General features: G+C 41.6%; 24 protein-coding genes. 18 read left to right on the top strand and 6 right to left on the bottom strand.

Annotation, left to right across the window (positions count from 1 at the left end):
- Positions 1-10: 10 nt before the first annotated feature.
- Complete coding sequence (locus tag NAF01_RS15625) at positions 11-499, top strand: NUDIX domain-containing protein (protein ID WP_250800777.1); 489 nt, start codon at positions 11-13, stop codon at positions 497-499.
- Positions 496-1,053 (top strand): GNAT family N-acetyltransferase, encoded by a 558-nt coding sequence (locus tag NAF01_RS15620; protein ID WP_250800776.1) that lies wholly within the window; start codon positions 496-498, stop codon positions 1,051-1,053. Before NAF01_RS15625 ends, NAF01_RS15620 begins: the two co-directional genes overlap by 4 nt.
- A 52-nt stretch (positions 1,054-1,105) precedes the next feature.
- Here the strand turns inward: NAF01_RS15620 and NAF01_RS15615 are convergent, their stop codons facing one another.
- Positions 1,106-1,246 carry a hypothetical protein gene (locus tag NAF01_RS15615; protein ID WP_175609156.1) on the bottom strand — a complete coding sequence of 47 codons (141 nt, stop codon included), beginning with the start codon at positions 1,244-1,246 and terminating at the stop codon, positions 1,106-1,108.
- 68 nt (positions 1,247-1,314) lie between these two features.
- Here NAF01_RS15615 and NAF01_RS15610 point away from each other — a divergent pair, with 68 nt between their 5' ends.
- From NAF01_RS15610 to NAF01_RS15595, 4 genes are all read left to right on the top strand, one after another.
- The gene (locus NAF01_RS15610) at positions 1,315-1,800 is read left to right on the top strand and encodes a histidine phosphatase family protein (RefSeq protein WP_250800775.1); all 486 of its coding nucleotides are present in this window, start codon (positions 1,315-1,317) and stop codon (positions 1,798-1,800) included.
- Positions 1,801-1,888: 88 nt separating this feature from the next.
- Positions 1,889-2,914: a DUF2332 domain-containing protein gene (locus NAF01_RS15605; protein WP_250800774.1), complete on the top strand. Its 1,026-nt coding sequence runs from the start codon at positions 1,889-1,891 to the stop codon at positions 2,912-2,914.
- Between the two features lie 134 nt (positions 2,915-3,048).
- Positions 3,049-3,999, top strand: coding sequence for an oxygen-dependent tRNA uridine(34) hydroxylase TrhO (locus NAF01_RS15600; RefSeq protein WP_250800773.1), 951 nt, complete (start codon positions 3,049-3,051; stop codon positions 3,997-3,999).
- Between the two features lie 102 nt (positions 4,000-4,101).
- The gene (locus NAF01_RS15595) at positions 4,102-4,722 is read left to right on the top strand and encodes a LysE family translocator (RefSeq protein WP_250800772.1); all 621 of its coding nucleotides are present in this window, start codon (positions 4,102-4,104) and stop codon (positions 4,720-4,722) included.
- Positions 4,723-4,800: 78 nt separating this feature from the next.
- Here NAF01_RS15595 and NAF01_RS15590 read toward each other — a convergent pair whose 3' ends face one another.
- Positions 4,801-5,547, bottom strand: a complete 747-nt coding sequence (locus NAF01_RS15590) for a hypothetical protein (protein WP_250800771.1) — start codon at positions 5,545-5,547, stop codon at positions 4,801-4,803.
- A gap of 99 nt (positions 5,548-5,646) precedes the next feature.
- Here NAF01_RS15590 and NAF01_RS15585 point away from each other — a divergent pair, with 99 nt between their 5' ends.
- The 3 genes from NAF01_RS15585 (at position 5,647) to NAF01_RS15575 (ending at position 10,655) form a co-directional block, all read left to right on the top strand.
- Entirely contained in the window at positions 5,647-6,111 is a 465-nt protein-coding gene (locus NAF01_RS15585; RefSeq protein ID WP_250800770.1) for a hypothetical protein, read from the top strand.
- Positions 6,112-6,223: 112 nt separating this feature from the next.
- The gene (locus NAF01_RS15580; protein WP_250800769.1) at positions 6,224-9,436 is read left to right on the top strand and encodes a DEAD/DEAH box helicase; all 3,213 of its coding nucleotides are present in this window, start codon (positions 6,224-6,226) and stop codon (positions 9,434-9,436) included.
- A gap of 775 nt (positions 9,437-10,211) precedes the next feature.
- Positions 10,212-10,655 carry a GyrI-like domain-containing protein gene (locus NAF01_RS15575; protein WP_197249421.1) on the top strand — a complete coding sequence of 148 codons (444 nt, stop codon included), beginning with the start codon at positions 10,212-10,214 and terminating at the stop codon, positions 10,653-10,655.
- A gap of 29 nt (positions 10,656-10,684) precedes the next feature.
- Here the strand turns inward: NAF01_RS15575 and NAF01_RS15570 are convergent, their stop codons facing one another.
- The gene (locus tag NAF01_RS15570; protein ID WP_226617571.1) at positions 10,685-11,311 is read right to left on the bottom strand and encodes a metal-dependent hydrolase; all 627 of its coding nucleotides are present in this window, start codon (positions 11,309-11,311) and stop codon (positions 10,685-10,687) included.
- Positions 11,312-11,482: 171 nt separating this feature from the next.
- Here NAF01_RS15570 and NAF01_RS15565 point away from each other — a divergent pair, with 171 nt between their 5' ends.
- On the top strand, positions 11,483-12,649 hold the full coding sequence (locus NAF01_RS15565; RefSeq protein ID WP_250800768.1) for a TraB/GumN family protein: 1,167 nt from the start codon (positions 11,483-11,485) through the stop codon (positions 12,647-12,649).
- A gap of 140 nt (positions 12,650-12,789) precedes the next feature.
- Positions 12,790-13,803, top strand: coding sequence for a DUF3231 family protein (locus NAF01_RS15560; protein ID WP_250800767.1), 1,014 nt, complete (start codon positions 12,790-12,792; stop codon positions 13,801-13,803).
- A gap of 95 nt (positions 13,804-13,898) precedes the next feature.
- Here NAF01_RS15560 and NAF01_RS15555 read toward each other — a convergent pair whose 3' ends face one another.
- Both NAF01_RS15555 and NAF01_RS15550 read right to left on the bottom strand, forming a co-directional pair.
- On the bottom strand, positions 13,899-15,059 hold the full coding sequence (locus tag NAF01_RS15555; protein ID WP_226617574.1) for an ABC transporter permease: 1,161 nt from the start codon (positions 15,057-15,059) through the stop codon (positions 13,899-13,901).
- The gene (locus NAF01_RS15550; protein WP_250800766.1) at positions 15,019-15,948 is read right to left on the bottom strand and encodes an ABC transporter ATP-binding protein; all 930 of its coding nucleotides are present in this window, start codon (positions 15,946-15,948) and stop codon (positions 15,019-15,021) included. Before NAF01_RS15550 ends, NAF01_RS15555 begins: the two co-directional genes overlap by 41 nt.
- A gap of 465 nt (positions 15,949-16,413) precedes the next feature.
- On the opposite strand from NAF01_RS15550, the gene NAF01_RS15545 reads away from it, so the two are divergent.
- Positions 16,414-17,202 (top strand): aminoglycoside adenylyltransferase domain-containing protein, encoded by a 789-nt coding sequence (locus NAF01_RS15545; protein WP_226617576.1) that lies wholly within the window; start codon positions 16,414-16,416, stop codon positions 17,200-17,202.
- A 37-nt stretch (positions 17,203-17,239) separates the two neighbouring features.
- Here the strand turns inward: NAF01_RS15545 and NAF01_RS15540 are convergent, their stop codons facing one another.
- Complete coding sequence (locus NAF01_RS15540) at positions 17,240-17,581, bottom strand: hypothetical protein (RefSeq protein ID WP_163141034.1); 342 nt, start codon at positions 17,579-17,581, stop codon at positions 17,240-17,242.
- Positions 17,582-17,731: 150 nt separating this feature from the next.
- Between NAF01_RS15540 and NAF01_RS15535 the strand changes: the two genes are divergently transcribed.
- From NAF01_RS15535 to NAF01_RS15510, 6 genes are all read left to right on the top strand, one after another.
- Positions 17,732-18,547, top strand: a complete 816-nt coding sequence (locus NAF01_RS15535; protein ID WP_226617577.1) for a pentapeptide repeat-containing protein — start codon at positions 17,732-17,734, stop codon at positions 18,545-18,547.
- Between the two features lie 17 nt (positions 18,548-18,564).
- Positions 18,565-19,020, top strand: a complete 456-nt coding sequence (locus NAF01_RS15530; RefSeq protein WP_197249426.1) for an NUDIX hydrolase — start codon at positions 18,565-18,567, stop codon at positions 19,018-19,020.
- 69 nt (positions 19,021-19,089) lie between these two features.
- Positions 19,090-20,217, top strand: a complete 1,128-nt coding sequence (gene dnaN, locus NAF01_RS15525) for a DNA polymerase III subunit beta (RefSeq protein ID WP_226617578.1) — start codon at positions 19,090-19,092, stop codon at positions 20,215-20,217.
- Between the two features lie 418 nt (positions 20,218-20,635).
- Positions 20,636-21,328: a response regulator transcription factor gene (locus NAF01_RS15520; protein ID WP_163141022.1), complete on the top strand. Its 693-nt coding sequence runs from the start codon at positions 20,636-20,638 to the stop codon at positions 21,326-21,328.
- Entirely contained in the window at positions 21,306-23,525 is a 2,220-nt protein-coding gene (locus tag NAF01_RS15515) for a sensor histidine kinase (protein WP_250800765.1), read from the top strand. Before NAF01_RS15520 ends, NAF01_RS15515 begins: the two co-directional genes overlap by 23 nt.
- Before the next feature lie 15 nt (positions 23,526-23,540).
- A complete protein-coding gene (locus NAF01_RS15510; protein ID WP_048009989.1) occupies positions 23,541-24,041 on the top strand; it encodes an RNA polymerase sigma factor in 501 nt (166 codons plus the stop codon).
- Positions 24,042-24,239: the final 198 nt, after the last annotated feature.

Below are 24,239 nucleotides of genomic sequence, written 5' to 3'. Positions count from 1 at the left end.
CTGAGAGCGAATGACCTATCATATTAGAGTCAGAGCAGGTGCAGTAATTATAGAAAATAATTCAATTCTGCTGATTGAGTTTCAGGATGAGAGAGGCCTTCATTACAATTTGCCTGCAGGAGGGGTTAAACCCAAAGAATCAGTAATTGATGCAGTAAAAAGGGAAGCAAAAGAAGAGGCATCTGTAGATGTGACGGTCGGCCCATTGGCGTTCGTTTATGAATATGCCCCTCATTTAAATGAATTTAGGTATGGACAGATACATTCACTGGGCTTAATGTTTGAATGCCAGTTAAGGGAAGACTCATTGCCTAAAATGCCTTCAGCCCCGGACCTTGACCAAGCAGGCGTTAGGTGGGTGCCGCTTTCTGAACTGGCCAATATAGTGTTGTATCCTAATATGAAAGAACATATTTTGGAATATGTTAAAAATAAAAGAAACATAGATTTGATTGAAGAACACACACTGGATGTTTACGCAATGGAGATGAAAAAATGAAAAAAGAAATCATAATTGATTGCGGTGAAGTAATCCTCAGGGAATACCGAATGGAGGACGTCCAGGCACTCTATGAAATTACTTCCCAGCCGGAAGTTTATGAGTTTATTCCAGGTGCACAGGCTACGCTTGAGCAGCGGGTGGACTGGATGAATAATTATGAAATTCCGGCAAATGAAAAATTCAAGTCTTCAATGCCAGATCTGAAAGATGCCGGCTTTTTGAATTTGGGAATCATTTTAAAAAAAACTGGAGAGTTTATTGGCTTTTGCAATACAGGTATAAAGGATGAATTGCCGGAACCGAACAGGGAAATTGGCTATGCCATCTCAAAGCACTTCCGGAATAAAGGTTATTCCACCCTTGCAGCAAAAGGACTTATAGGTTTTCTTTTTGAAAAAACGGCTCTTGAAACACTAAATGCTGTTGCATTAACCAGCAATGCCAGTTCCAACAAAGTTCTGCAAAAATGCGGCTTCAAGCTTGCTGGCGAAATAGAGATTGATGGAGGACAGTTTTTCCATTACACCATTAGAAAAAGGGATTGGGCCTAGATGTTTTTCAAAGACACCCGCCATTCAACATGGGGGTGTCCCGTTATTTTGGCTATAGATCAGATTTTGGATTTGTATTAAATGTGCCGTTTTTATTTTCCTTTTCATGTCCGCGCACCTGGTCTCCGCCATTTCCCTTTTCGTGCACCTTTTTGCCGCCGAGTTTTACATTTGGATATTCTTGTTCCCGCATGGTCTTCACCTCCATGTTAATTAAATTATCCATAAAGGATAAAAATATATAAATTTTGGGGTTTTAATATGGAAATAACACTTATCAGACATGGCAGGTCAGCGCATATAGAAGATCACCGCCTGAATAGCCGTGAATTTAAGAAATGGGTTGAAACGTATAACCGCTTAGGGATTCTTGAAGATGAAGTTTGTCCTTCAGATGCTCTGGAAAAAGGGGTTTCAGCATCTTTTATACTTACGAGTAATCTGAAGAGGTCTATCGAGTCCGCTAAATGCTTAAACCCCCTCGCAAAGATACGAACAGACCGATTATTCAGAGAAGCTGAATTGCCCCTTCCTGCCAGTAATTTGCCGGGACTGAAATTAAGGCCCAAAACCTGGGCACTGGTATTAAGATTACTTTGGATATGCGGCTATTCGCAGGGGTGTGAATCATATAGGGATGCAAAGCTGCGGGCAAAGCAAGCATCATTATTATTAACCTCAATTGCAAAAGAACATCATTCTGCTGTTCTCGCGGGACACGGTTTTTTTAACCTGTTAATTGCGTGAGAGCTTCAAAAAGCCGGATGGACCGGTAAGAGGAAAACAGGTTCAAAGCATTGGAACACAGATACTTACGGTCTCGGAGGGGATGAAAATGTTAATACCTAACTTATCATTGAAATTTAAGACTTTTGGAAAATATGAATGCCGCGGTTCGAGTAATCTTTATGAATTTTTATCTAATAAAATTGCAGAGGATGAGGAATTGCTGGTTTTGGCATCTGAGGCGAGAGACGGCCAGCCAGTGCCAAATTTGTTTTTTGGAGCCATTCATTATCTGCTGTTACAAGGGAAAGAGCATGTACTTAAGGAATTCTATCCGAGTATAGTGGAGGATCCAAGAAACCCTCAGGATTCCTTTCAAAGCTTTAAAGATTTCTGCAGGCTGTATTCACAAGAAATTAAAGAGATAATACAAACAAGAATAGTTCAGACGAATGAAGTAAGGCGCTGTGCTTACCTGTACACGGTATTCGCTTATATTTACCAGCAAACCCAAAAGCCGCTGGCTCTGATTGAGATAGGGACTAGCGCCGGCCTGCAGCTTCTTTGGGATCAATACAGCTACTCTTATGGAACAGGAGAAACATACGGGAATCCAAGCGCGAACGTTCATTTATCCTCTGAAATCAAGGGGGGCCAAGTCCCGGTTTTTCCTGAAAAAATGCCGCCGGTTGCTTCAAGAATTGGCATTGATCTTCATATAAATGACTTGAATATCGGGGAAGATTTTTTGTGGCTAAAATCACTTATCTGGCCTGAACATGAGGAGAGAAGAACTCTATTCGAAAAAGCTGCCCAATGTGTTAGGGAAAACCCAATCTCCCTTATAGAAGGAGATGGTGTTGAGCTTTTGCCAGGTTTGATTGAAGGTATACCTGAAGAACATTCAATCTGTGTATTCCACACACACGTGGCCAATCAAATGCCGCCAGAAGTAAAAGAGAATCTGCTTGCAAAAATAAAAGCAAGCGGACGCATGAGGGATATCTTTCATATTTATAATAATATCCAGGACAGGAATCTGCATCTTGATTATTATTTGCATGCCGCAGAATACAAGAAACTGGTTGGCCAAACAGAAGGGCATGGAAAGTGGTTTACATGGGAATTGAATTAGATTCCATTAATCTTTCGCTCTCCGAAAATTTTGAAACTTGACATCATCTGTTATACTTATCTAGGTAAGTATATATTGTTTTAACCTATTAACAGATATATCTTGCAAATATTAAGTGATAGGTGGAAATACAAATGAGTCAAAAACCGTACAGAGTATTACTTTACTACATGTATGTTCCTATTGAGGACCCTGAAGAGTTCGCAAGGGAGCATAAAGCATTCTGCAATGAGCTGGGCCTTAAAGGGCGTATTCTTGTTGCGAATGAAGGAATTAATGGGACTGTATCCGGACCAGTGGAACAGACCGACCGCTATATGGAAGCGATGAAGCAGGATCCGCGCTTTGCGGAGATGGTTTTCAAAATAGATGAAGCAGATGGACATGCATTTCCTAAGATGAAGGTTCGAGCACGCCCTGAGCTTGTAACACTTCGCCTTGGAGACGATGTGAACCCGAACGAGATTACTGGCAAATACCTTGAGCCAAAAGAGTTCTACAAAAGACTTCAGGATGAAGACACGATTGTGCTGGATGCACGAAATGATTATGAATATGATCTTGGACACTTCAGAGGAGCGATCAGGCCGGATATTGAAAACTTCCGCGACCTGCCAAACTGGGTCCGTGAAAATAAAGAATTGCTTGGCGATAAAAAGATCATTACGTATTGTACAGGCGGCATCCGCTGTGAAAAGTTCTCCGGCTGGCTTGTAAAAGAAGGCTTTGAAGATGTAGCCCAGCTTCATGGAGGAATTGTCACATATGGAAAAGACCCAGAGGTACAGGGTCAGCTCTGGGATGGCCAGCTTTATGTTTTCGATGATCGCATTGGCGTACCGGTTAACCAAAAGGAGCATGTAATCGTAGGTAAGGACTACTTCACAGGCGAGCCTTGTGAACGCTATGTCAACTGTGCAAATCCTGCCTGCAATAAAAAAATCCTTTGCTCTGAAGAAAATGAGCATAAATATATGCGCAGCTGTTCTCATGAATGCCGCACGAATCCCCGGAACCGTTATATTGCTGAGCATGGCCTTTCAGAGGCAGAAGTGGAAGAAAGATTAGAAGAAGTAAAAGCATAAGATGATTAGAGCAGATTTTCTTTATGGAAACTGCTCTTTTTTATTGGAAATTTCATGAAAACTGATATAATATTCTTAAAATTTTTATCAGGTGGGTGTGATATGGAGAATTTGCTATTATTTTTGTTTATGTCGTTTCTGCTAGTCATTTTGCCGGGACCCGATACAGGAATACTAATTCAAAACACGATTTCAAGCGGGAAAAAAAGCGGCATTAAAACGATGTTCGGATCTGTCGCCGGGCTGATGGTCCATACAATGGCTGTCGTTTTTGGCTTATCGGCATTAATTGTAAAGTCTGCATACATTTTTTCTTTCATTAAGTATGCTGGTGCGATATATCTTATTTATTTGGGCATCGTTTCGTTAAAGTCTCTATCGAATAAACAAGAACCGGCTGACATGGAGAGAAAGCATAAGAAGAACAAATCGCATTTTCTTCAAGGCTTTTTCACTTGTGTGTCCAACCCAAAAGTGGCTGTATTCTTTTTAACTTTTTTTCCTCAATTTTTAAGCACGGAAGGGAATCACTTTGCGCAATTTCTTGCCATGGGCTTACTATATAGTCTTATAACAATCATATGGTTCTTTTTCTATGTATATTTGATAGACTTTTTCAGGGCCTGGCTGAAAAAACCTGCTGTTAATAATATGATCCAAGGATTATCTGGTGCGGTTTTAATGGGATTTGGCATTAAATTGGCACTTGAGAAACAGCCTTAAGGAAACGGCTGCTTAACCTCTAAAATGGGTTTAAGCAGTTTTTTTTATGGTGTTTAAAGAAGGAAATAGACTCTTTGATTATAGCTGTTCTCCCCACTTTCTAATGATTCCGGTCATAGCATATTTGTTCTGCTCAAACTGCTTAATCCTGTGGCCATTTGCACCTGAAGGATGCGGGAAGCCAAATAAAATGGTATGTCCTGTAAGCTGATTGGCTGTGTACAGGTGACGGAGGATCCTTTCAACGGTTATCCCTAGCGGAATAATGAGTGCATCACTATTAATTAGTTTCAGCTCTTCCGGGAATACTTTTGTTGCGTACTCAGCAAGAATTTCTGTTTTTAATGGATCAGGCTGGTGTCCGGTATAATTTTTGCCCCGGTAGAAAACAGGGTACTTTACAACGGAAGTGGTGTGCAGGAGTTCTCTATTTCGTTCAAATAGCGCAGCAGAGCTATCTATGCCAAGGGCATCCTGTACGCCGCATTGATCCAGCATGCTTATTAAATTTCTCCTCATCCCTCCTGCAAAACTGGCAGTTTCCTTGGTTTCTTTCAGTATTGTGTCTAGCTTCCTTTCTGCTTCCAGTCCTTTCATGAATGATTCAAAAGCAATCCTCATTTGGCTCCAACCAGGAGTAATTCCGACCATGACAATTTTCGCATTATTATTGATATATTCGTTGTGCGGGGCAAAATATATTTCTAAATCTCCATTCTTACTTATTAAAAAATCCCGGGTAATCAATTGATCCCTTGTCAGCGGCCTGCCAAAAGGAAGCTGCTGAATGGCCGGAAGAAACATTGAAAGTAATGAGGGCTCCATTAAATTCTCCTTTTAATCACAGTTAATATGATTAATGTTACCAAATCAGGAATAAAAAAAGCCATTTAAGAGACATTAACAAATAAAAAGGATTTTGCTATGATTGGACTGCTGGCAGCCACTATTCTTTTTAATCTTATTGCCTTTAAAACAAATAAGCGTTTGTCGAAAAACCAAATTTTACATATATGGACATTCACAATATCCCTTCAGCTGATATTTGATGTTATGATCGAGTTTAAATATTGGGGATATTGGTACTTTGACAAGGAGCCAAATTGGCCAGGGCTCTTGGCGCACATTGCGCTGGTGCCCCCGGTGAATATGATGTTTCTGAACTGGTATCCTTTTAAAGGAGATCTTATTAAACGTTTTTCTTATATCTTTTTTTGTGTCGTGGCCATTTTGCTATATGAAGTCATCGCCTTATTGCCGGAACCCTGGGGGTATTTTAACTATGGCTGGTGGAGATTATGGCATGCGGCAATACTTGACCCAATTCTCCTTCTATTAGTGGTGGTATTTTATAAATGGATTATCCGGCTGGAAGGGGAACTTAAATAATTGATGATTCAAAAGGGGGATATGCTCCCCCTTTTTGTGTTGTATTAAAATGAATTTAGGCAGTTGATTATGATACAATTTTGGTATAGATTTTCCCGGAAGGAGAACATTTGTGGATATTAAATTGACTCACAAAATGATAAAAGAAATGTGCGGTACTGTCTCCTTCAAAAGAGGGGACGCGTTTTTCAGGAATGATAAAGTAACGATAAATAAATACAATGGTGATATATGTAAGGCAACGGTATCTGCTGGTGAAGAGTTTTATGTTGAAGTAGAGAAAACTTCAAGTAATGGGTTTAAAACTACATGCAGCTGTCCCAAGCTTGCATCATTTGATAAAGAGTGCCAGCATGCTGCGGCTGTACTGCTGGCAATTCATGATATGCAGCAATATAGATTGCCAGCCCTATCAGCTGGAAGCCTTGAAGCTTCTCATGAACACGCCTTAACTGATAGCCTTATGACACTTTTCAGTGAACAGCCGGGAAGGTCAAGCGGACACCAGCTTCATTTTGAAAACAGGCAAGTCCTCCAGCCTGAGTTTACGTGTCTGCCTGTTCATTTGGGAAAAGGGCATTATTTGTTTGCCATTAAAATTTCTATCGGCCCAATGGCTGTCTTGGATATCCGTCAATTTCTCCATTCAGTTAAAGTGGGGAGTCCAAGCCTATTATCACTTTCTTTTTCCTATGATCCCGCCCTGCATTGTTTCCCTCCGGAAGCGGATGCAGTCCTTCAGCAGCTGATACAGGTAATACACGATGAATCTATCTATATCAATGCTTTAATGGATGATTTTGATTATACAGCATCGAAGCATATGCTCTTAATCCCTCCATCATCCTGGGAACGGCTGAAGCCTGCTTTGGCGTTTGCTGAAAAAGTAAAGCTTGAAATAACAGGAAAAACATTTGATCGGATGACTTTTTCAGAGGACCGGCTGCCACTGCGATTTGAACTGGCCGAAACAAAAAATCATTGTTATTTACATGTTAAAGGACTGGATCGGCTGCTGATCCTGGATTCGTATAGTGCGGTTCTATCCGGCGGAAAATTCATCACCCTCAGGAAAGATGAAGGTAAGCGTCTGTATGATTTAACACAGATGCTTGAGGCTGCCGGAAAAAACAAAATCCCTATAGCTGCTGAACAAATGGAGATGTTTCTGGAAAAAGTGGTTCCTGGATTAAGAAAACTGGGGGATGTCCATATTTCTGAAGACATGTCACACAGGTTTATGAAAACGCCTTTGACTGCCAAGCTGTACCTGGACCGTCTGCGGAACCGGCTGCTGGCAGGAATTGAATTTCATTATGAAAATATCGTGATTAATCCGCTGGAGAGCAGAGAGCCGAAGGGCGGCACGCGGATAATTAGAGATGTGGCATTAGAGGATGAGATCCTTCTGCTTATGGAGGAAAGCTCTTTTGCCAAGACGGATGGCGGCTATTTTCTTCAGAATGAAGAGCTGGAATATGAATTCCTTTATCACGTTGTCCCTAAACTGCAGAAACTGGTGAAACTATATGCGACTACGGCTGTCAGAAACCGGATTTTCAGGGAGAATGCCAAACCGCAGATACGGATAAAAATGAAAAAGGAGCGGACCAATTGGCTGGAATTCAAGTTTGAATTGACCGGCATAGCTGACCAGGAGATACGGGATGTATTATTTGCACTTGAGGAGAAACGAAAATACTATCGCCTGAAAAATGGCGCGCTCCTTTCTTTGGAAACACGGGAATTTGAGGAAATCCAGCGTTTTCTGAAAGCTGTGCCCGAGCAGGCAGAGGATCTGGAAAGCGGTTTGAACATGCCGATTGTATCTGGTCTTAGAATGCTGGACGCAGCTGGTGATCAGGAAGTGTTCTGTCATGAGGAATCTTTTCGGACGTTTTTGGCGGAGCTTGAGAATCCATCATGCCTGCAGATTCCTGTGCCGGAAAAACTGGATTCTATTTTAAGGGAATACCAGAAAAGTGGATATAAATGGTTAAAGACAATGGCGCATTATGGATTTGGCGGCGTTTTGGCTGATGATATGGGACTTGGGAAGACACTGCAAAGCATTGCTTTTATTCAGTCTGAGCTTAAGGATATTCGGGAAAGTACCCGCCCTGCCCTTATTGTGTGCCCATCATCCTTAACGTACAACTGGTTAAGCGAACTGACGAAGTTCACTCCGGACATCCAGGCAATTGTCATCGATGGAAATCAAAAAGAACGGGCTGAGCTTCAGATGGATTTATCCGGCGTTGATGTGGTGATTACTTCCTATCCGCTGGTGCTGAAAGATATAAAGTGGTATGAAATGCAGGAATTTCACACAGTATTTTTCGACGAAGCACAGGTATTTAAAAATCCGGTTACCCAAACAGCGAGAGCAGTAAAGAAAATCAATGCGAAATATCGGTTTGCATTAACAGGCACACCCGTTGAAAATTCAGCAGAAGAGCTGTGGTCTATTTTTCATGTTGTCTTCCCTGAATTGTTTGGCGGGTTAAAGGATTACGGTAATTTAACAAGGAAGACGATTGCGAGAAGAGTTCGCCCCTTCATGCTCAGGAGGCTGAAAGAAAATGTTCTTTCAGAGCTGCCTGAAAAGATGGAGCTGATTGATTCGTCTGAATTGCTGCCTGATCAAAAGAAGCTCTATGCTGCATACCTGGCAAAACTGAGAGAAGATACCTTAAAGCATTTAAATAAAGACACAATCAGAAAGAACCGCATAAGAATCCTTGCCGGTTTGACGAGGCTTCGCCAGATTTGCTGCCACCCTGCTTTGTTTGTGGATGGATATAAAGGGAGTTCAGCAAAATTTGAACAGCTGAAGAGAATTATTGAAGAATCCAGGTTGTCTGGCAGACGTGTTCTGATCTTTTCACAATTCACTAAAATGCTGGACCTTATTGGCAGAGAACTGGCCCTTATGGATTTGCCGTTTTTTTACCTGGATGGACAGACACCTTCGGGGGACCGGGTGGAAATCTGCCGCCGGTATAATGAGGGGGAGCGCGATTTTTTCCTGATTTCATTGAAGGCAGGCGGTACAGGCCTCAATCTGACTGGTGCTGATACCGTCATCTTATACGATCTGTGGTGGAACCCTGCCGTTGAGGAACAGGCAGCCGACCGGGCCCACCGCATAGGACAGAAAAACACCGTCCAGGTTATAAAATTATTATCGAGTGGCACCGTCGAAGAAAAGATGAATGAACTGCAGGATAAAAAGAAAAACCTGATCGAGGAAATCATCGATTCGAATGAAAGTGCAGCAGGAAGTCTGACGGAAGAGGATTTACGGGAGATCTTGATGATTTAGCATGGTGCAGCATCGGACTTGAAAGGGGTTATGGGTGGTTGTTGAGTAGGAGGTGGCTTGGGTTCCGACTCAAAACCAGAAAAACCAGGTCGCAGAGTCCGAAGTTGCTCCGGGTTCCGACTCAAAACTAGAAAAACCAGGTCGCAGAGTCCGAAGTTGCTCCGGGTTCCGACTCAAAACTAGAAAAACCAGGTCGCAGAGTCCGAAGTTGCTCCGGGTTCCGACTCAAAACCAGAAAAACCAAGTCGCAGAGTCCGAAGTTGCTCCGGGTTCCGACACAAAACCAGAAAAACCAAGTCGCAGAGTCCGAAGTTGCTCCGGGTTCCGACACAAAACCAGAAAAACCAGGTCGCAGAGTCCGAAGTTGTACCGGGTTCCGACTCTAAACCAGAAAAACCAGGTCGCAGAGTCCGAAGTTGTACCGGGTTCCGACTCTAAACCAGAAAAACCAGGTCGCAGAGTCCGAAGTTGCTCCGGGTTCCGACACAAAACCAGAAAAACCAGGTCGCAGAGTCCGAAGTTACACCGGGTTCAGACTCAAAACCAGAAAAACCAGGTTGCAGAGTCCAAAGTTGCTCCAGGTTCAGACTCAAAAAGACATACGCAAGTTCGCAGAGTCCGAAGATACCCCTCGCCTCTGACTAAAATAATGAAATTAGGGAGTTAAAGAGACGCGTCCCGCAAGGCGCGTCTTTTCTCATGCAAAAGAATAAAGGAGGATTTTCCCATCGCTTAGAGAATTTCATATGAATAAAAGTTTGGGGGGATTTCTAATATGTGCAATGTGGCATTAAAAGAATTCAAAGCAGTTGTCATAAGAAACAGGGGTTTATTTAAGGATTATGCCCATTTGGTGCCTGAAGCAGCTCAGGCTTTTTTAAAGCAGGGCCATCTTGTTCAAAACAGCAGCGGTTTAGAAGTGGCCTTTTATGAACCTAAGAGAGGGGAAGACCACTTGGAAGGAACCTTTTTTACCGGGTATTTAGCTCATGAAAAAGCAGAAATACTGCCATATGGGATGGAGTATTTAGAGGCCGAGCACACTTATGCATCGATCAGAGGAAAGACTGCTGAAATGGGTGATTTGCATTCGCGGCTTAACCGTTGGCTCAGCGAGAATAACCGCCAGCAGTCTATTGATCATTATATTATTGAAGTTTTTTATCCGGCCCCAAATGAGGAGGAAGAGGTAGAAGTTTTTATTCCAATCAAAGATTAAACCGCTCAGAAATTTGAGCGGCTGCTGTCTTAAATCTCTTTCGATGAAAGGGGAAGAAAGAGCTTTACCCCTCTCTTATTAAAGGGCAGGATTTTTAAATCCGCAATCAAATGGCTTATGTAACCGGCAAGGCAGGTATAATAGACTCCTTCTATGCCAAGGGATATTTCAAGTCTTGAAGAAATGAATGCGAAAAAAATAACCCCCAGCAGGGAATGAGTATAACTGCGGTGGGAAACAAAGGAAGCTATCAATATATAAATCCCAAATAATATGAGCCAAAGTTCCTGCAGAATGACGCCACCTGCCAGGACACCAATTCCCGTAATAGTCAGCATATGTTTTTGCCTGATTTTCGCAGAAATGGCGGTCATACTGATTCCTATAGCCATTCCAAGCCATTTCTCTTTAGGGGAGCCCTCATAAAAACTATAAATAATCATTAAAATTCCAATGATTTGGGCAACGGTCTGAACGACTTCATGTGATAGTGTAAGACGGTCACGAAGCTTCCCATCAATATCAAGATCAGGTACTAATCCTGAAACACTCCCGAGACCGACTAATAAAAGGGTTGTGGAGGGGCTGGCATGAACAGTGTTCGCTGCCACGTATCCTGCTGCTGCTCCAATTGCTGCATGGGCGGTACCATTCAATATTATTTCCACCTTTATGTCATATTTGCATTTTTTTCATGCATTCTTTTATTATATCAAAACATTTGTTCTGTTTGGCGGTTAATAGATTAAAATCTCCCGGCAGTTCATGATATAATGAGGACAAAGCTAAAGCATACATAATTGAATTTGTATCTAAGGAAGGTATTTATGTCAGAGGAAAACATAACAAGGATTCATTTAGACGGCAAGGAATACATACTGATCGGAACAGCACACGTGTCAAAGCACAGTGCAGAACAGGTGAAGGAAGTCATTGAGGCTGAACAGCCTGACTCTGTTTGTGTCGAATTGGATGAACAGAGATATCAGTCGATTACAGAAGGCAACAAGTGGAAAGAAATGGATATCATCCAGGTGATCAAGGAAAAGAAAGCATCACTGCTTTTAATGAATCTGGCGATTTCTTCCTTTCAAAACCGTATGGCTGACCAATTTGGCATTAAGGCAGGCCAGGAAATGATCCAGGGGATTGAGTCAGCCAAGGAAACAGGGGCAAATCTCGTTCTGGCTGACCGCAATATACAAATTACCTTTGCAAGGATATGGGGCAACCTTGGATTAAAAGGAAAATCACTGCTTCTCAGTCAGGTAATAGCAAGTATTTTCAGTAAAGATACCATAACAGAAGAAGAACTTGAAAAAATGAAGAATCAGGATACAATAAATGCGATTCTAAATGAATTTACCGATAGTTTTCCGCGATTAAAAAAACCACTCATTGACGAGCGGGATCAATACCTTGCGCAGAAAATTAAAGATGCACCAGGAGAAAAAATTGTTGCGGTGCTGGGGGCGGCCCATGTACCTGGGATCAAAGAGGAAATCAAAAAAGAACAGGATATGGCCAAATTGACTGAGCGTCCTCCAAAATCCAATGTTCCAAAGATCATTGGCTGGAGTATTCCGGTGTTCATTTTAGCTATTATCGCCTATACCTTCTTCGCAAATCCATCTGCGGGTCTTGCGCAGACGATCAGCTGGATAATCTGGAATGGGTCATTGTCAGCACTGGGGGCTGCCATAGCAATGGGGCATCCGCTGACCATTTTAACAGCCTTTGTTGCAGCACCCATTACGTCCCTGAATCCCCTTCTTGCAGCAGGCTGGTTTGCCGGACTGACACAAGCATATATGAGACGCCCCAACGTAAGAGATTTTGAGACTTTAACTGAAGATGTATTCAGTGTTAAGGGATTTTGGAGAAACAAAGTGAGCCGTATTTTATTGATTGTTGTCCTATCCAATTTGGGCAGCTCACTCGGAACCTTTATTGGGGGAGCAGATGTAATCAGAGTGTTTTTTGAAAATTTATAATTGACGAGTTTGAGGTGAAACCCAGATGGTTTCACCTTTTTTGATATTTTTACCGCACTTAATATGATGCTGGAAATCTTTTTAATAAATATGCGAATGGCGGGGAACCATATACCAGACAAAATGCAGGAGGGAAAGATATGCCTGGCGGAAATTATGAAGACAAGCTTACTGCAGCCGAACACGCAACCCTTTGGTCACAATATGTGAATGACAGCCTTGCTGTTTGTATCCTGCGGCATTTTTTGAACCATGTAAAGGACAAAGAGATCCGCAAAGTACTTGAATTTGCCCTCAAATTATCAGAAAGCCACATAAAAAAAATTAATGGGTTTTTATCAAAAGAGAATCAGCCAATTCCAATTGGTTTCACTGACAAAGATGTTAATGTGAATGCACCGTTATTATTTACTGATATTTTTATGGGGATGTACATACACATTATGGCAATACATGGGGGGACAAGATATTCAGGTGCCTTAAGCAATGCTACGCGGGCAGACATTAGGAAGTATATGAAGCAGGTTATAGATGAAACGATGGAATTATTTGATCGTTCTGCTGATGTTTTAATTGAGAAAGGGGTAATGGTCAAACCGCCGATATTAAACAACCAGCACGAAATTGACTTTGTAGGGAAACAGAGTTACTTAACTGGATGGTTCGGGAAGCGGAGACCTGTAAATGCGATTGAAATCAGCGGGATCTATCTGAATATGCAAAAAATAATGATGAAGGTTGTTTTAGAACTTGGATTTGGACAAGTAGCTCAACATAAAGAGGTTCAAAAGTATATGGAAAGAAGCAGACAATTATGCCGCAAACATCTTGAAATTTTATCAGGGATATTAACGCAGTCGAATCTGAATATCCCCAGGACATTTGAGGCAGAAGTAACGGATTCTACCACTCCTCCCTTTTCTGATAAACTTATGATGTATCATATCTCAACCCTTCTATCTGCTTCTATCGGCTTCTATGGGGAAGCGATGGCCATGTCGCAGCGAAGGGATATTGCAGCAAACTATGCACGGATGATTGCTGAGATTGGACTGCTGGCAGAAGATGGGATGAATCTCTTAATAGAACAAGGCTGGTTCGAAATGCCGCCTATGGCTGCTGATCATGAAAATTTGTCAAAGAAAAAGTTTTGAGAAAGCAATAGTATTAGGAGTTTCTCTTATCTAAGGTTATTAGTTCTAAAACATATGGTCCAGCCGCCTTATATAGGCAGCCGGGCCCTTCATTTTTATCTGTCTGCAGCAATCGCCTTTCGTTTATAAAGCACCGACCCCAGAAGGAAGGTAACCGCACCCCAAATCACCATCACAGCAATTCCTGCCCAAAGTGATGCAGTAGCTAAGCCGGTTTCATACACCATGCTCTCTCTTAAACCATCAGCGAAATAGGTGAGAGGCAGAACAGCCGAAATCGGCTGAATCCATTCAGGCATCGTTTCAATAGGGAAAAACACCCCGCTTAAAAACATCATGAGAAAGCTGCAGATATTCGCTACGCCCATATAAGCCTCGGTGGTTTTGCTGAAGGAGGAGAAGAAGTAGCCAAGAGCATTAAAGGATAAAGCGCCGATCAAAAATACGATAATCAGTGTAAAAGGGTTTATATAAAGATTGGCACCAAACACGAGCACTCCTATTAAAGACAGCAGGATGATCTGCACAATGCTGAACAAAAGTCTCATAACCATATCGCTTAACCCGAATATCCCCATATTGGCCGGCGTCATGCGCAGTCTTTTAATTAATCCCTTTCTGCGCATTTCCACCAGGTCCACCATGCCAAACATGCCGCCCTGGGCAATGGATAAAGCAATCATTCCGGTTAAAAGGAAATCCGTATAATCCAATTCATTGGTGCCTGATGTAATCGATTCATATTGCAGATCATATTTAGGAGAGGCACCTGCAGCCAGTAAATTAGCCTGCTGCACAAACTTATCCAGAATGCCGGAAACCGCCTGGGCTGCTGCACCCTGTTCATTTTCTTTATTGATAACAAGAAACACAGAGGATGCTTCCGCTGACTCCGGCAGGATAATGGCGGCATCGACTTCCTGATCTTTTACCCATTCTTCCGCTTTATCCCTCGTAACTGGCTTACCTGATTTCACCTCAAAAACAGGAAGCTCACTGATCTGAGATATCATCATCTCGGAAGCCTGATTCGGACTTGGATCGACTAAAGCAACCTCTGTTTTAAACTCTTCATCTGAATTTCCGCTGAAAATGACCATAAAGATGACCATTAAAATAACTGGGAAAAAGATGCCCCAGAACCATGCCTGTTTTTCACGAAGAGTTAATTTCAGCTGTGCCAGAAACATCATTTTAAATTGATTAAATTTAATGTTAATCCCTCCATTCTTTGCCGGTGAATGCAATAAACACATCTTCCAGGCTCATTTCCCGTATGGAGACCTGTTCCACTCCGTATGAATTTTCTTTAGTAAATTTAAATAAGTCCAAAAGGGTTTCTTCCGGTTTTGATGCCCATATTTTCAGAGCCGCCCCTTCCCGTTCTGTTTTCGAAACAGATGCCAGCTCCTTAGAAAAACTGTCAGCGTCCTCAGCTGCCTTTTCTCCATCAAGAAAGCTCATTCTTATTTCCCGCTCATCCGTCAGCTTCTCAATGAGTGCGGAAGGGGTATCGAGTGTAATCACATTCCCCTGGTCCACAATGCATACCCGGTCACTTAGCTTTTCCGCTTCTTCCATGTAATGTGTCGTTAAAATGGTTGTTTTGCCTAATTCCTTTAGATGGAGAATAATATCCCATATATTTCTTCGGGCCTGGGGATCGAGGCCGGTTGTCGGTTCATCCAGAAAAATGATCTCCGGGTCACTAATCAGGGCCAGCCCAATGGCGAGCCTTTGCCTCTGGCCGCCTGAAAGTTTTTTAACGTGATTTTTGCGGTGCTCAGTCAGGTTAACAATTTCAAGAATCTCTTCCGTTGGCCGGGCATGGTCGTAAAAGGAAGCAAAAAGGTTTAGGTTTTCTTCTGGTGTAAGCAAATCAAACATAGCACTTGACTGAGGCTGTACACCAATCTTCTTTTTTATCGAAACGGCATGTTTATTCCAATCAAGGTCACCAAAATGAATTACGCCATTATCAGGTGAAACAAGGCCTTCAATCATTTCCAGTGTCGTCGTCTTACCTGCTCCGTTAGGTACAATTATTGTGAAAACTTCACCGGCATGAACCGTGAAACTGATATCCTGGACAGCCTTGATGGAGCCAAATGATTTTTGCAGATTTCTTACCTCTAAAACAGTCATTCATTTTCCCCGCTTTCATGACAAGTTGGATGTCAGTATCCTGCAAAATTCCTAACCTTTTATTTAATACGTTGCTAATATTGAAAAAATTCACTTTTTTAGTAAACTTAACAATATCGTTGCATATCCATTTTTCAAGAACTGAGTTGATTGGAGCGGAGGGTGCGTGATCCTCGAAAATGCTGCCGCATTTTCTTCGTGCGTTCTCCGGTCGAAGAAGCATATTCAATGTCCTACGGGAGTAGCGTACCCAGGGAGACCCCGCAGACGCGCAACGTTGAGGAGGCTCCCGGCAGCCCCGTGGGATTGCTGAGTGCCTTCAGTGGAAATCAACGGGCAAGGTTATAAGAGGAAAAAGCTCTCTGAAAAGAATAAGGATGATGGTACCATAATATGGGACAAACCAAAAAGTGATAGTTGTTTGATAATGAGGCTTTTTCGTAAAAAGTCAGGGGAGTAGTGCAGATGAGAGAACTTCCAATAGCAGTTAATAATCTGCTGAATAAGTACATGAAACTATATAAAGAATATATGCCTAATCAGCTTGAAGGTCTATATTTGCATGGATCGCTTGCACTGGATGCTTATGTAGAAGGATCAAGCGATATTGATTTTATTGCGGTTACACATAGAGGGTTAACCCAATCAGAATTGGAAAAGGCTGAGGAGATTCATAAAATAATAGCTGACAATTATCAGTTTCCTGAGATGGATGGGGTTTATATAACTCAGAATGATCTCGGAAAACTCTGTGAAAGTTACTTTTATAATAACGGCAAAATGAATTATGGGCATTTCCTGAACCCAGTCACCTGGTGGCTTTTAAAAAAGAAAGGAATTGCCATTTATGGAGCTCTTCCGGTAATAGAGATAAATGACAATGATTTGGTTTTATACACTTATGAAAACATGAATACCTATTGGGCAAATCGAATCCTGGCAATCGAGAAATCGATTGATGAACTTGAACAAGTAGCCGAGTCTGAGGTGGATAAAGAAATTGAATGGACGGTGCTGGGTTTATTGCGGCAGTTTTACACATTGAGGGAAAAGGAAATTATCTCTAAGCAAGGGGCCGGGGAGTACTCTCTAAAGCATTTGCCGGAAGAATGGCACCCAATCATACAAGATGCCATCAATATTCGCAAAGGTGAGGAAGATAGACTTTATGCAGGAAAGCTTGAACGAATAGAAGAATCTATTAAACTGTCAAAATATCTTATAAACCAATCATCAGCAAATAGGAATAAGTGAGCTTCCCATGATGTGAAGCTCACTTGGCTGAAGGCGGTTATGTTAACCTCATTGGAGTATTCAAATTATGGGAATCCCGGTAGGATCGATAAGAAACAAATCTTTTTCCATGTGAGGATCCATCCAGTTGAAGAATTCGTTCATTGATTGTCTCCATATACAGAAAGTCATCATTCGCATTTAGCCGGTAAAAAGTGTAGGTGTTTCCAAGCAGCTCTCTCTTTGTTATTTGTGTATCGGGATGCTGCTGAATGAATTCTGACAGCTGCTTAACAGACACGGAAGGAATGTCTGCCATTTCATAAAGCTTCCCTTTAAGGTTTGATTTTAGCTTGTTTACGGCACTCATTGCCTTTTCTTTATATTTATTTCTGGACATGAAGTCACTCCTTAATAATGAGATATTAAGAATAATTTCCATTTGCAGAAAGATTAAACATTCCCGTAAGGAAAGTCAAGAACAGTATCAAATAAAAAAATATTGATGACATCTTTCCTGTACTTTGAACGAAAGGAAGTGCGTGTTCGAATGAGTAATTTAATACCCGATTGTGAAAATTGTTTTGGGCTTTGCTGTGTGGCCCTGCCTTATGCAAAATCTGCAGACTTTGCTTTCGATAAAGAAGCAGGCAAGCCATGTCCAAATCTTAAGGCTGATTATCGCTGTCAAATTCATGCTGACCTCAGGGGAAAAGGCTTCAGAGGATGTACCTCATTTGAGTGCTTTGGTGCAGGCCAGCAAGTATCTCAAAACACCTTTAAGAATAGAGACTGGCGCAGTCATCCAGAACTTCAGAAAGAAATGTTTGATGTGTTCCCCGTCATGCACCAGCTTCATGAAATGCTTTTCTACTTGACTGAAATTTTGCATTTGGAAGCCGCCAGGCCTATTCATGGTGAAGTCAGTGGAATTTTTTGCAAAACGGAGGAGTTAACTAATATGGAACCGGATTTAATTATGGCTATCGATGTTCAGGCACATAGGGAAGAAGTCAATAAGCTGCTTCTGATAGCCAGTGAGATTGTCAGGAGGAATTCAGGATTAAATCACAAATCTTCAAAAAAAAATAACGGCCGGCGAGATTTTATCGGGGCCAAATTAAGAGGTGAGGTTTTCTGCGGGGCGAATTTAAGAGGATCCTTATTTATTGCAGCTGACCTGCGCAAAGCTGATTTGAGATATACAGATCTTATTGGGGCGGACTTCAGGGACGCAGATTTAAGCGGAGCCAATCTAATGGGAAGTATTTTTCTCACACAGGCTCAGGTTAATTCAGCAAAAGGGGATATGCATACGAAGCTGCCTAAGGATTTACAGAGACCAGAGCATTGGGTGAATGAATAGGAAAGGAGATCTGCTGAATGACACAGAACGAAATCGTGCTTGTGGTCAGTACATCAATTATACAAGAAGGCAAAGTGCTGATGATAAAAGAGAATAAAGCCACAGTAAAGAATAAATGGAATTTCCCGTCAGGCCATGTTGAAAAAGGGGAAGATATTCTTGAAGCTGCCTGCAGGGAAGTTAAAGAAGAAACAGGCCTGGATGTTAAGCTGACTCATACAACTGGAATCTATAACTTTATCAGCAGTACGGACCATCAGGTCATCTTATTTCATTTTATTGGTCAAATAACAGGGGGGTTTTTGAGCCTTCAGGAAGAAGAAATAGCCGATAGCAAGTGGGTCAATCTATCAGACTTTAAAAGGTTTAAGGACGAGGAACTCCGTGATGCCAAAGTCATTAGGCAAATTCATGATGCCATAAGAGCTGATAAGCTTTATCCCATCGAACTGTTTCATAAAAAGTTAAGCTGACAAAGTGAAAGGGATTTTCAGGAATTTTGTCGAAAGAATACCCTATCGAAAAAAATAGGCGGGGTATGAATGGAGTTTATAATTAAGAATGATTATTTTTATAAAGCAATTGGAGAAGTAAGCAGTGTAGTATCAGCTAAGACTCCTTTTCCTATTTTGACCGGGATAAAGCTGACTGCAGGTGAGAATCATTTAACACTCACTGGGAGTAACGCTGATATTGTGATTGAAAAGGTCATTCCTGCATCTGATGAAGAAGCCGGACTTGAGATTGCAGAGAGTGGAAGTGTTGTTGTAACATCCAGATACCTGACAGAGCTCATTAAAAAGCTGCCGGGTGATATCCATATCAAAGCGGATGAAAAGAATAGCATGACAATAATGTCAGACGAAATCCTCACTTCATTAAATGGGTTTCCTGCTGAAGAGTATCCAGCACTTCCCGAATTTGAAGATTCTCAAGGAATTGAACTTTCTTCAGCAAAATTAATAGAAATGATAAAGCAAACCGTGTTTGCTGTTTCAAAGAATGATACAAGGCCGGCTCTTACCGGTGTACATATGAATTTTAACGGAAAAAGCTTTTCATGTGCCGCAACTGATTCACATCGATTAGCTTTTCTGGAGACAGGGATCCGTTATTCATTTAATGGCTCTTTCATTGTTCCGGGCTCCAGCCTTAAGGAACTTTTAAAGCTATTGGCTCATCAGGAAGAAAGTAAAGTACAAATCTTTTCATCAGAGAGCTATTTAGTTTTCAAAACAAAATCAATCATGCTCTGTTCACGGCTTATCGAAGGCAAGTATCCAGATGTAACTGGACTTATCCCGAAGGAAGCGAAAACAGTCATAAAACTGGATGCAAAAAAACTATTAAAGGGTATTGACCGCGCCTGCCTGTTTGCCCATGAGTGGAAAAATAATAATGTCCTTTTGGAGATGAAAGAAGGAGCATTGAAAATATCCTCTGTTTCCTCTGCCATGGGAAAAATTGAAGAAACACAGCCTCTTTTAGAAATCATTGGCGAGCGGGAACTATCTATTTCACTCGATGGGACCTTTTTAATGGATGCCCTAAAAGCCATACAGGAAGAGCATGTTCTTTTGAGCTTCAGCGGCTCAATGAGACCGGTTATAATCAAGCCTGTCAGCGGCGAGTCTTATATTCAGCTGGTTTCGCCTGTCCGGTCCTATTAAAAGATGAATTTTATTCTTTATGCACCATCCGTCAGCAAACTCAGCTGGAGGGTGGTGCTTTTTTGCGTCCTGCAAATACAAGTCTATATTTCCATTTTCACCCTATATAAAATAGAAGAGATAAGATTAATCCAATCCTCGTAAAGGCAGCTAACTACATTTGACCTCTGAGTTGATTGGAGCGGAGGGCGCTTGACTCCTGCGGGAAGTGAGGGAAGTGTGAGACCCCGCAGGCGGAGCCGAGGAGGCTCGCATTCCTCCCCGCGGAAAGCAAGTGCCTGGAGCGGGAATCAACGGGCAAAATTTAGAAAACACAAATCCAATCTTAAGAAATTCTTAAGATTTCTATTACATTAATGTTAAGATTTTACGTTTAGTATAAAAATATGAAAAAGAGCACCGTGAAAGCAGGGGAATTATGGATAACTATAATGTACTTGTCGTAGATGACGAAAAAGAGATCAGGGACGCCATTGAAATTTATCTCAAAAATGAAGGCATCACCGTTTTAAAAGCAAAGGATGGAATCGAAGCTCTGGAGATTTTGAATGAGAACCAGGTGCATTTGATTATTTTAGATGTCATGATGCCAAGGCTGGATGGCATTTCGGCTACATATAAAATTCGCGAGAAGAAAAACATCCCGATTATCATCCTGAGTGCCAAAACAGAGGATACCGATAAAATCCTCGGGCTGCAAGTTGGCGCTGATGATTATGTGACCAAGCCCTTCAATCCGATGGAATTGGTTGCCCGCGTGAAATCGCAGCTGAGAAGATATGTGACATTCGGAACATTTGAAGGAGTTAAAAAGGTCATTGATCTGAACGGCCTTATGCTTGATAAGGAAGCAAAAGCAGTGACTGTTAATGGAGAGCCGGTGAAATTGACTCCAATCGAGTATAAAATTGTGGAGCTTTTAATGACAAATGCCGGACGCGTTTTCTCCATAGATGAAATTTATGAACGGGTATGGAACGAACCGTGCTATAACGCGGAAAATACGGTGGCGGTACATATTCGGAAAATCCGTGAAAAAATTGAAATTGATCCGAAAAATCCGAGATATTTAAAGGTGGTATGGGGAATTGGATACAAGATGGAAAAATAGATTCATCATTGTGATGATAATGGTTTTATTTGCTTTCGGAGCAAGCGGCGTTTTGGCAGTTTTGATTAATGCGAGGGAATATGCAAACCCTGATTACTTTCACACAGCAGAGTTCAGAAGTGAAATAGATCAATATGCCGGCTATCTGGAATTGTATGAACTGAATAACGTGCCTATTGAAAAAGCGAAAGAAGCGATTGAGGTGACGGAAGAGGAAATTAATGAACATCGTTATCGTTATGGAACACTTCCTGAACAAATTGATAGTATAAAGAACCAATATGAGCCTAGGATTGAAGAAGCAAAAGCGGTGAACAGCAGTGAAATAGCACAATCTTTAAAAGATCAAATGTATAAAAAAATTGAAGATGTCACGAAAAACTTTGAAAGTGACGAACATGTACGCACCAAAGTGGTTAAGGAAAAAGAAGAGAAATTAGAAGAATTCTATAAAGAGAAAGAACAGCTCCGGGATCAGTACGATTACTATAAGGATTCATTTACCTATTATTTCAAAGACACTTCGACTGGTGAAGTATATACCAATTTAACTTTAGCCAGGAATGAATCTCCGGATGAAGTCATGGAAAAAGAAATGCTATATCATACCGATTATACGATGGATAAAAATTATTTCCTTCATTTTATTATGGGGGGATATGAGGAATTTGATCAGGCACTGGTTGAATCGCAATCAGGCTACTTTAAGGGACAAATAGGCCTTGCTAAAAACCTTCCTGAATCAAATATGTTCATTGATCAGAATAATCATTTCAAACAAAAACAGATTGTCTTATTAATTTATGGCGGTTCAGCGGTTTTAGCTGTTATCGCTGCATTGATTGCCGGCAGAAAATCAAAGGCCCTGTCAGCTGAAATCAAAAGGTGGGAGCCTTTATACAATAAGATGCCTATTGATTTACGGATCACCTTCTTAGGTTTATCAGCAATGGGCGGCATTTTAGCACTTTTTCTGGTAAACGATTTTCTTATAGACAGCTACAACATCTTCTCGCGTGTAATTGAATTGATTATTGTTCTCCTAGGAGCATCGGTTCTTTGCGGCCTGACAATTGTACAGTTCAAATATATTGCAAGTGAATTTAAGGACTTCGAAAACGCAAAATCAGTCTTGAAAAAAAGTCTGATGTATAGGGCGGCCAGCGGTTTGAAAACCAGCCTCCAGGAAGCTTTTATAAACCGGAGCACAGGAACGCAGCTGTTTGTTGTTCTATTAATCATCTTTGGAATGGGAATGGGTTCCATTATCATGTTCTTCCACCCGCTGTTTGTCCTGTTTTATGTACTAGTTTTAGCTTTTGCTGGTATTCCTCTTGTTATGGCATTAATCAGACGCGTTGGATATTTCAACCGTATTGTTGAGACTGCAGATGAATTGGCTTCAGGCCACATGGGACAGGACTTGCCGGTTAAAGGAAAAGGCGTCCTGGCTTCACTCGCAGGAAACATGAATGTATTGAAGCAGGGCGTAAAAACGTCCCTTAGCGAACAGGCAAAAAGCGAAAGGCTGAAAACGGAACTGATTACAAACGTCAGCCATGATTTAAGGACACCTTTGACTTCCATTATTACGTACACGCAGCTGATGAAGTCAGGCGAGGTATCAGAAGATGATCGCTCTGCCTACCTTGAGATCATTGACCGGAAATCTAAACGGTTAAAAGTTTTGATTGATGATTTATTCGAGGTCTCAAAGATGGCAACCGGCAATATTGAGCTTCGAAAAGAAAGAGTAGACCTGGTCCAGCTGCTGCAGCAGGCGCTTGCAGAGCATGATAATGCCATTAGGGAATCCAATCTGCAATTCCGTGTCACCAAGCCTGATCATCCGGCAATCGCCAATGTGGATGGCCAAAAGCTCTGGCGGGTATTTGATAATTTAATAGGCAATATTCTTAAATATTCATTGGAACATTCACGGGTCTATATTGCCCTTGCGAAAGCCAAAGGCCAGGCAGTCATTACGTTTAAAAATGTTTCAAAATACGAGCTCGATGACCAGAGTGAAGAATTGTATGAGCGATTTAAGCGGGGAGATAAATCAAGGCATACAGATGGTTCCGGACTGGGGCTCGCCATTGCGAAGTCGATCATTGACCTTCATGAAGGGAATCTCGAAATAGATACAGATGGTGATTTGTTCAAGGTGAGCATTTCGCTGAAATTAGAGGAGTAAGGGAAGAGGGGAATTATGGATATTGCAGAGCTGTATACCTGCTATTATAAACGGCTTTATCATATATGTTTTTCGATGACAAGGGACGCGTATCTTGCAGAAGATATCGTTCAGGAAACGTTTATTAAAGCCATGAAGAAGGCGGAAACCATTATAGATGAAGAAAAAGCAGGGGCATGGCTGTCTGTCATTGCCAGAAGAACCGCACTGGATATGATTCGGCGGGAAAAGCGGAAGACTGCAGTGCCGATGGAGCAGGACACTCTTGAAAGCTTCTGCCTCATTACAAAGCAAGATGTCGAACAGGAAGTGGAATCAGGTTTTGCGCTTAAGGAAATCAAGTCAGCCATCAGACAGCTTGCATCGAACTACCAGGAAGTACTTTTGCTCAAAGTTGATGGAGGATTAAAAGAGCATGAAATTGCCGCTGTTCTAAATTTAAAGCCTTCAACTGTGAAAACCAGGATTTTCAGGGCAAGAAAGCAGATGAGAGTATTAACGGGATTAGGAGCTTAATTGAAAGAGAGAGTTGACCAAGTTTTCTTACGGGTCTGCTCTCTTTTTTTATTTTAAAACTATTCAAATAATTGGAAAAATAATGTTTAAACTATGTATAACAGGGTATTCGCCAACCAGAGTCTATTATCTTCCATAATTACACCAAACAGGATAACTTCCCCTAATTTTGTAAACAATAGTAACGTTCTGAAAGGA

Origin of the sequence: Cytobacillus firmus (assembly GCF_023657595.1) — a bacterium.
GTDB lineage: Bacteria > Bacillota > Bacilli > Bacillales > Cytobacillaceae > Cytobacillus > Cytobacillus firmus_B.
Note: the sequence above shows the minus strand (reverse complement) of the source record. Positions and strands in the feature narration are given on the sequence as shown.

What these genes read in the sequence shown, in the direction of transcription:
- NAF01_RS15625 (WP_250800777.1), top strand. Translation starts at nt 11, where the DNA reads ATGACCTATCATATTAGAGTCAGAGCAGGTGCAGTAATTATAGAAAAT.
- NAF01_RS15620 (WP_250800776.1), top strand. Translation starts at nt 496, where the DNA reads ATGAAAAAAGAAATCATAATTGATTGCGGTGAAGTAATCCTCAGGGAA.
- NAF01_RS15615 (WP_175609156.1), bottom strand. Translation starts at nt 1,246, where the DNA reads ATGCGGGAACAAGAATATCCAAATGTAAAACTCGGCGGCAAAAAGGTG.
- NAF01_RS15610 (WP_250800775.1), top strand. Translation starts at nt 1,315, where the DNA reads ATGGAAATAACACTTATCAGACATGGCAGGTCAGCGCATATAGAAGAT.
- NAF01_RS15605 (WP_250800774.1), top strand. Translation starts at nt 1,889, where the DNA reads ATGTTAATACCTAACTTATCATTGAAATTTAAGACTTTTGGAAAATAT.
- NAF01_RS15600 (WP_250800773.1), top strand. Translation starts at nt 3,049, where the DNA reads ATGAGTCAAAAACCGTACAGAGTATTACTTTACTACATGTATGTTCCT.
- NAF01_RS15595 (WP_250800772.1), top strand. Translation starts at nt 4,102, where the DNA reads ATGGAGAATTTGCTATTATTTTTGTTTATGTCGTTTCTGCTAGTCATT.
- NAF01_RS15590 (WP_250800771.1), bottom strand. Translation starts at nt 5,547, where the DNA reads ATGGAGCCCTCATTACTTTCAATGTTTCTTCCGGCCATTCAGCAGCTT.
- NAF01_RS15585 (WP_250800770.1), top strand. Translation starts at nt 5,647, where the DNA reads ATGATTGGACTGCTGGCAGCCACTATTCTTTTTAATCTTATTGCCTTT.
- NAF01_RS15575 (WP_197249421.1), top strand. Translation starts at nt 10,212, where the DNA reads ATGTGCAATGTGGCATTAAAAGAATTCAAAGCAGTTGTCATAAGAAAC.
- NAF01_RS15565 (WP_250800768.1), top strand. Translation starts at nt 11,483, where the DNA reads ATGTCAGAGGAAAACATAACAAGGATTCATTTAGACGGCAAGGAATAC.
- NAF01_RS15560 (WP_250800767.1), top strand. Translation starts at nt 12,790, where the DNA reads ATGCCTGGCGGAAATTATGAAGACAAGCTTACTGCAGCCGAACACGCA.
- NAF01_RS15555 (WP_226617574.1), bottom strand. Translation starts at nt 15,059, where the DNA reads ATGTGTTTATTGCATTCACCGGCAAAGAATGGAGGGATTAACATTAAA.
- NAF01_RS15550 (WP_250800766.1), bottom strand. Translation starts at nt 15,948, where the DNA reads ATGACTGTTTTAGAGGTAAGAAATCTGCAAAAATCATTTGGCTCCATC.
- NAF01_RS15545 (WP_226617576.1), top strand. Translation starts at nt 16,414, where the DNA reads ATGAGAGAACTTCCAATAGCAGTTAATAATCTGCTGAATAAGTACATG.
- NAF01_RS15540 (WP_163141034.1), bottom strand. Translation starts at nt 17,581, where the DNA reads ATGTCCAGAAATAAATATAAAGAAAAGGCAATGAGTGCCGTAAACAAG.
- NAF01_RS15535 (WP_226617577.1), top strand. Translation starts at nt 17,732, where the DNA reads ATGAGTAATTTAATACCCGATTGTGAAAATTGTTTTGGGCTTTGCTGT.
- NAF01_RS15530 (WP_197249426.1), top strand. Translation starts at nt 18,565, where the DNA reads ATGACACAGAACGAAATCGTGCTTGTGGTCAGTACATCAATTATACAA.
- dnaN (WP_226617578.1), top strand. Translation starts at nt 19,090, where the DNA reads ATGGAGTTTATAATTAAGAATGATTATTTTTATAAAGCAATTGGAGAA.
- NAF01_RS15520 (WP_163141022.1), top strand. Translation starts at nt 20,636, where the DNA reads ATGGATAACTATAATGTACTTGTCGTAGATGACGAAAAAGAGATCAGG.
- NAF01_RS15510 (WP_048009989.1), top strand. Translation starts at nt 23,541, where the DNA reads ATGGATATTGCAGAGCTGTATACCTGCTATTATAAACGGCTTTATCAT.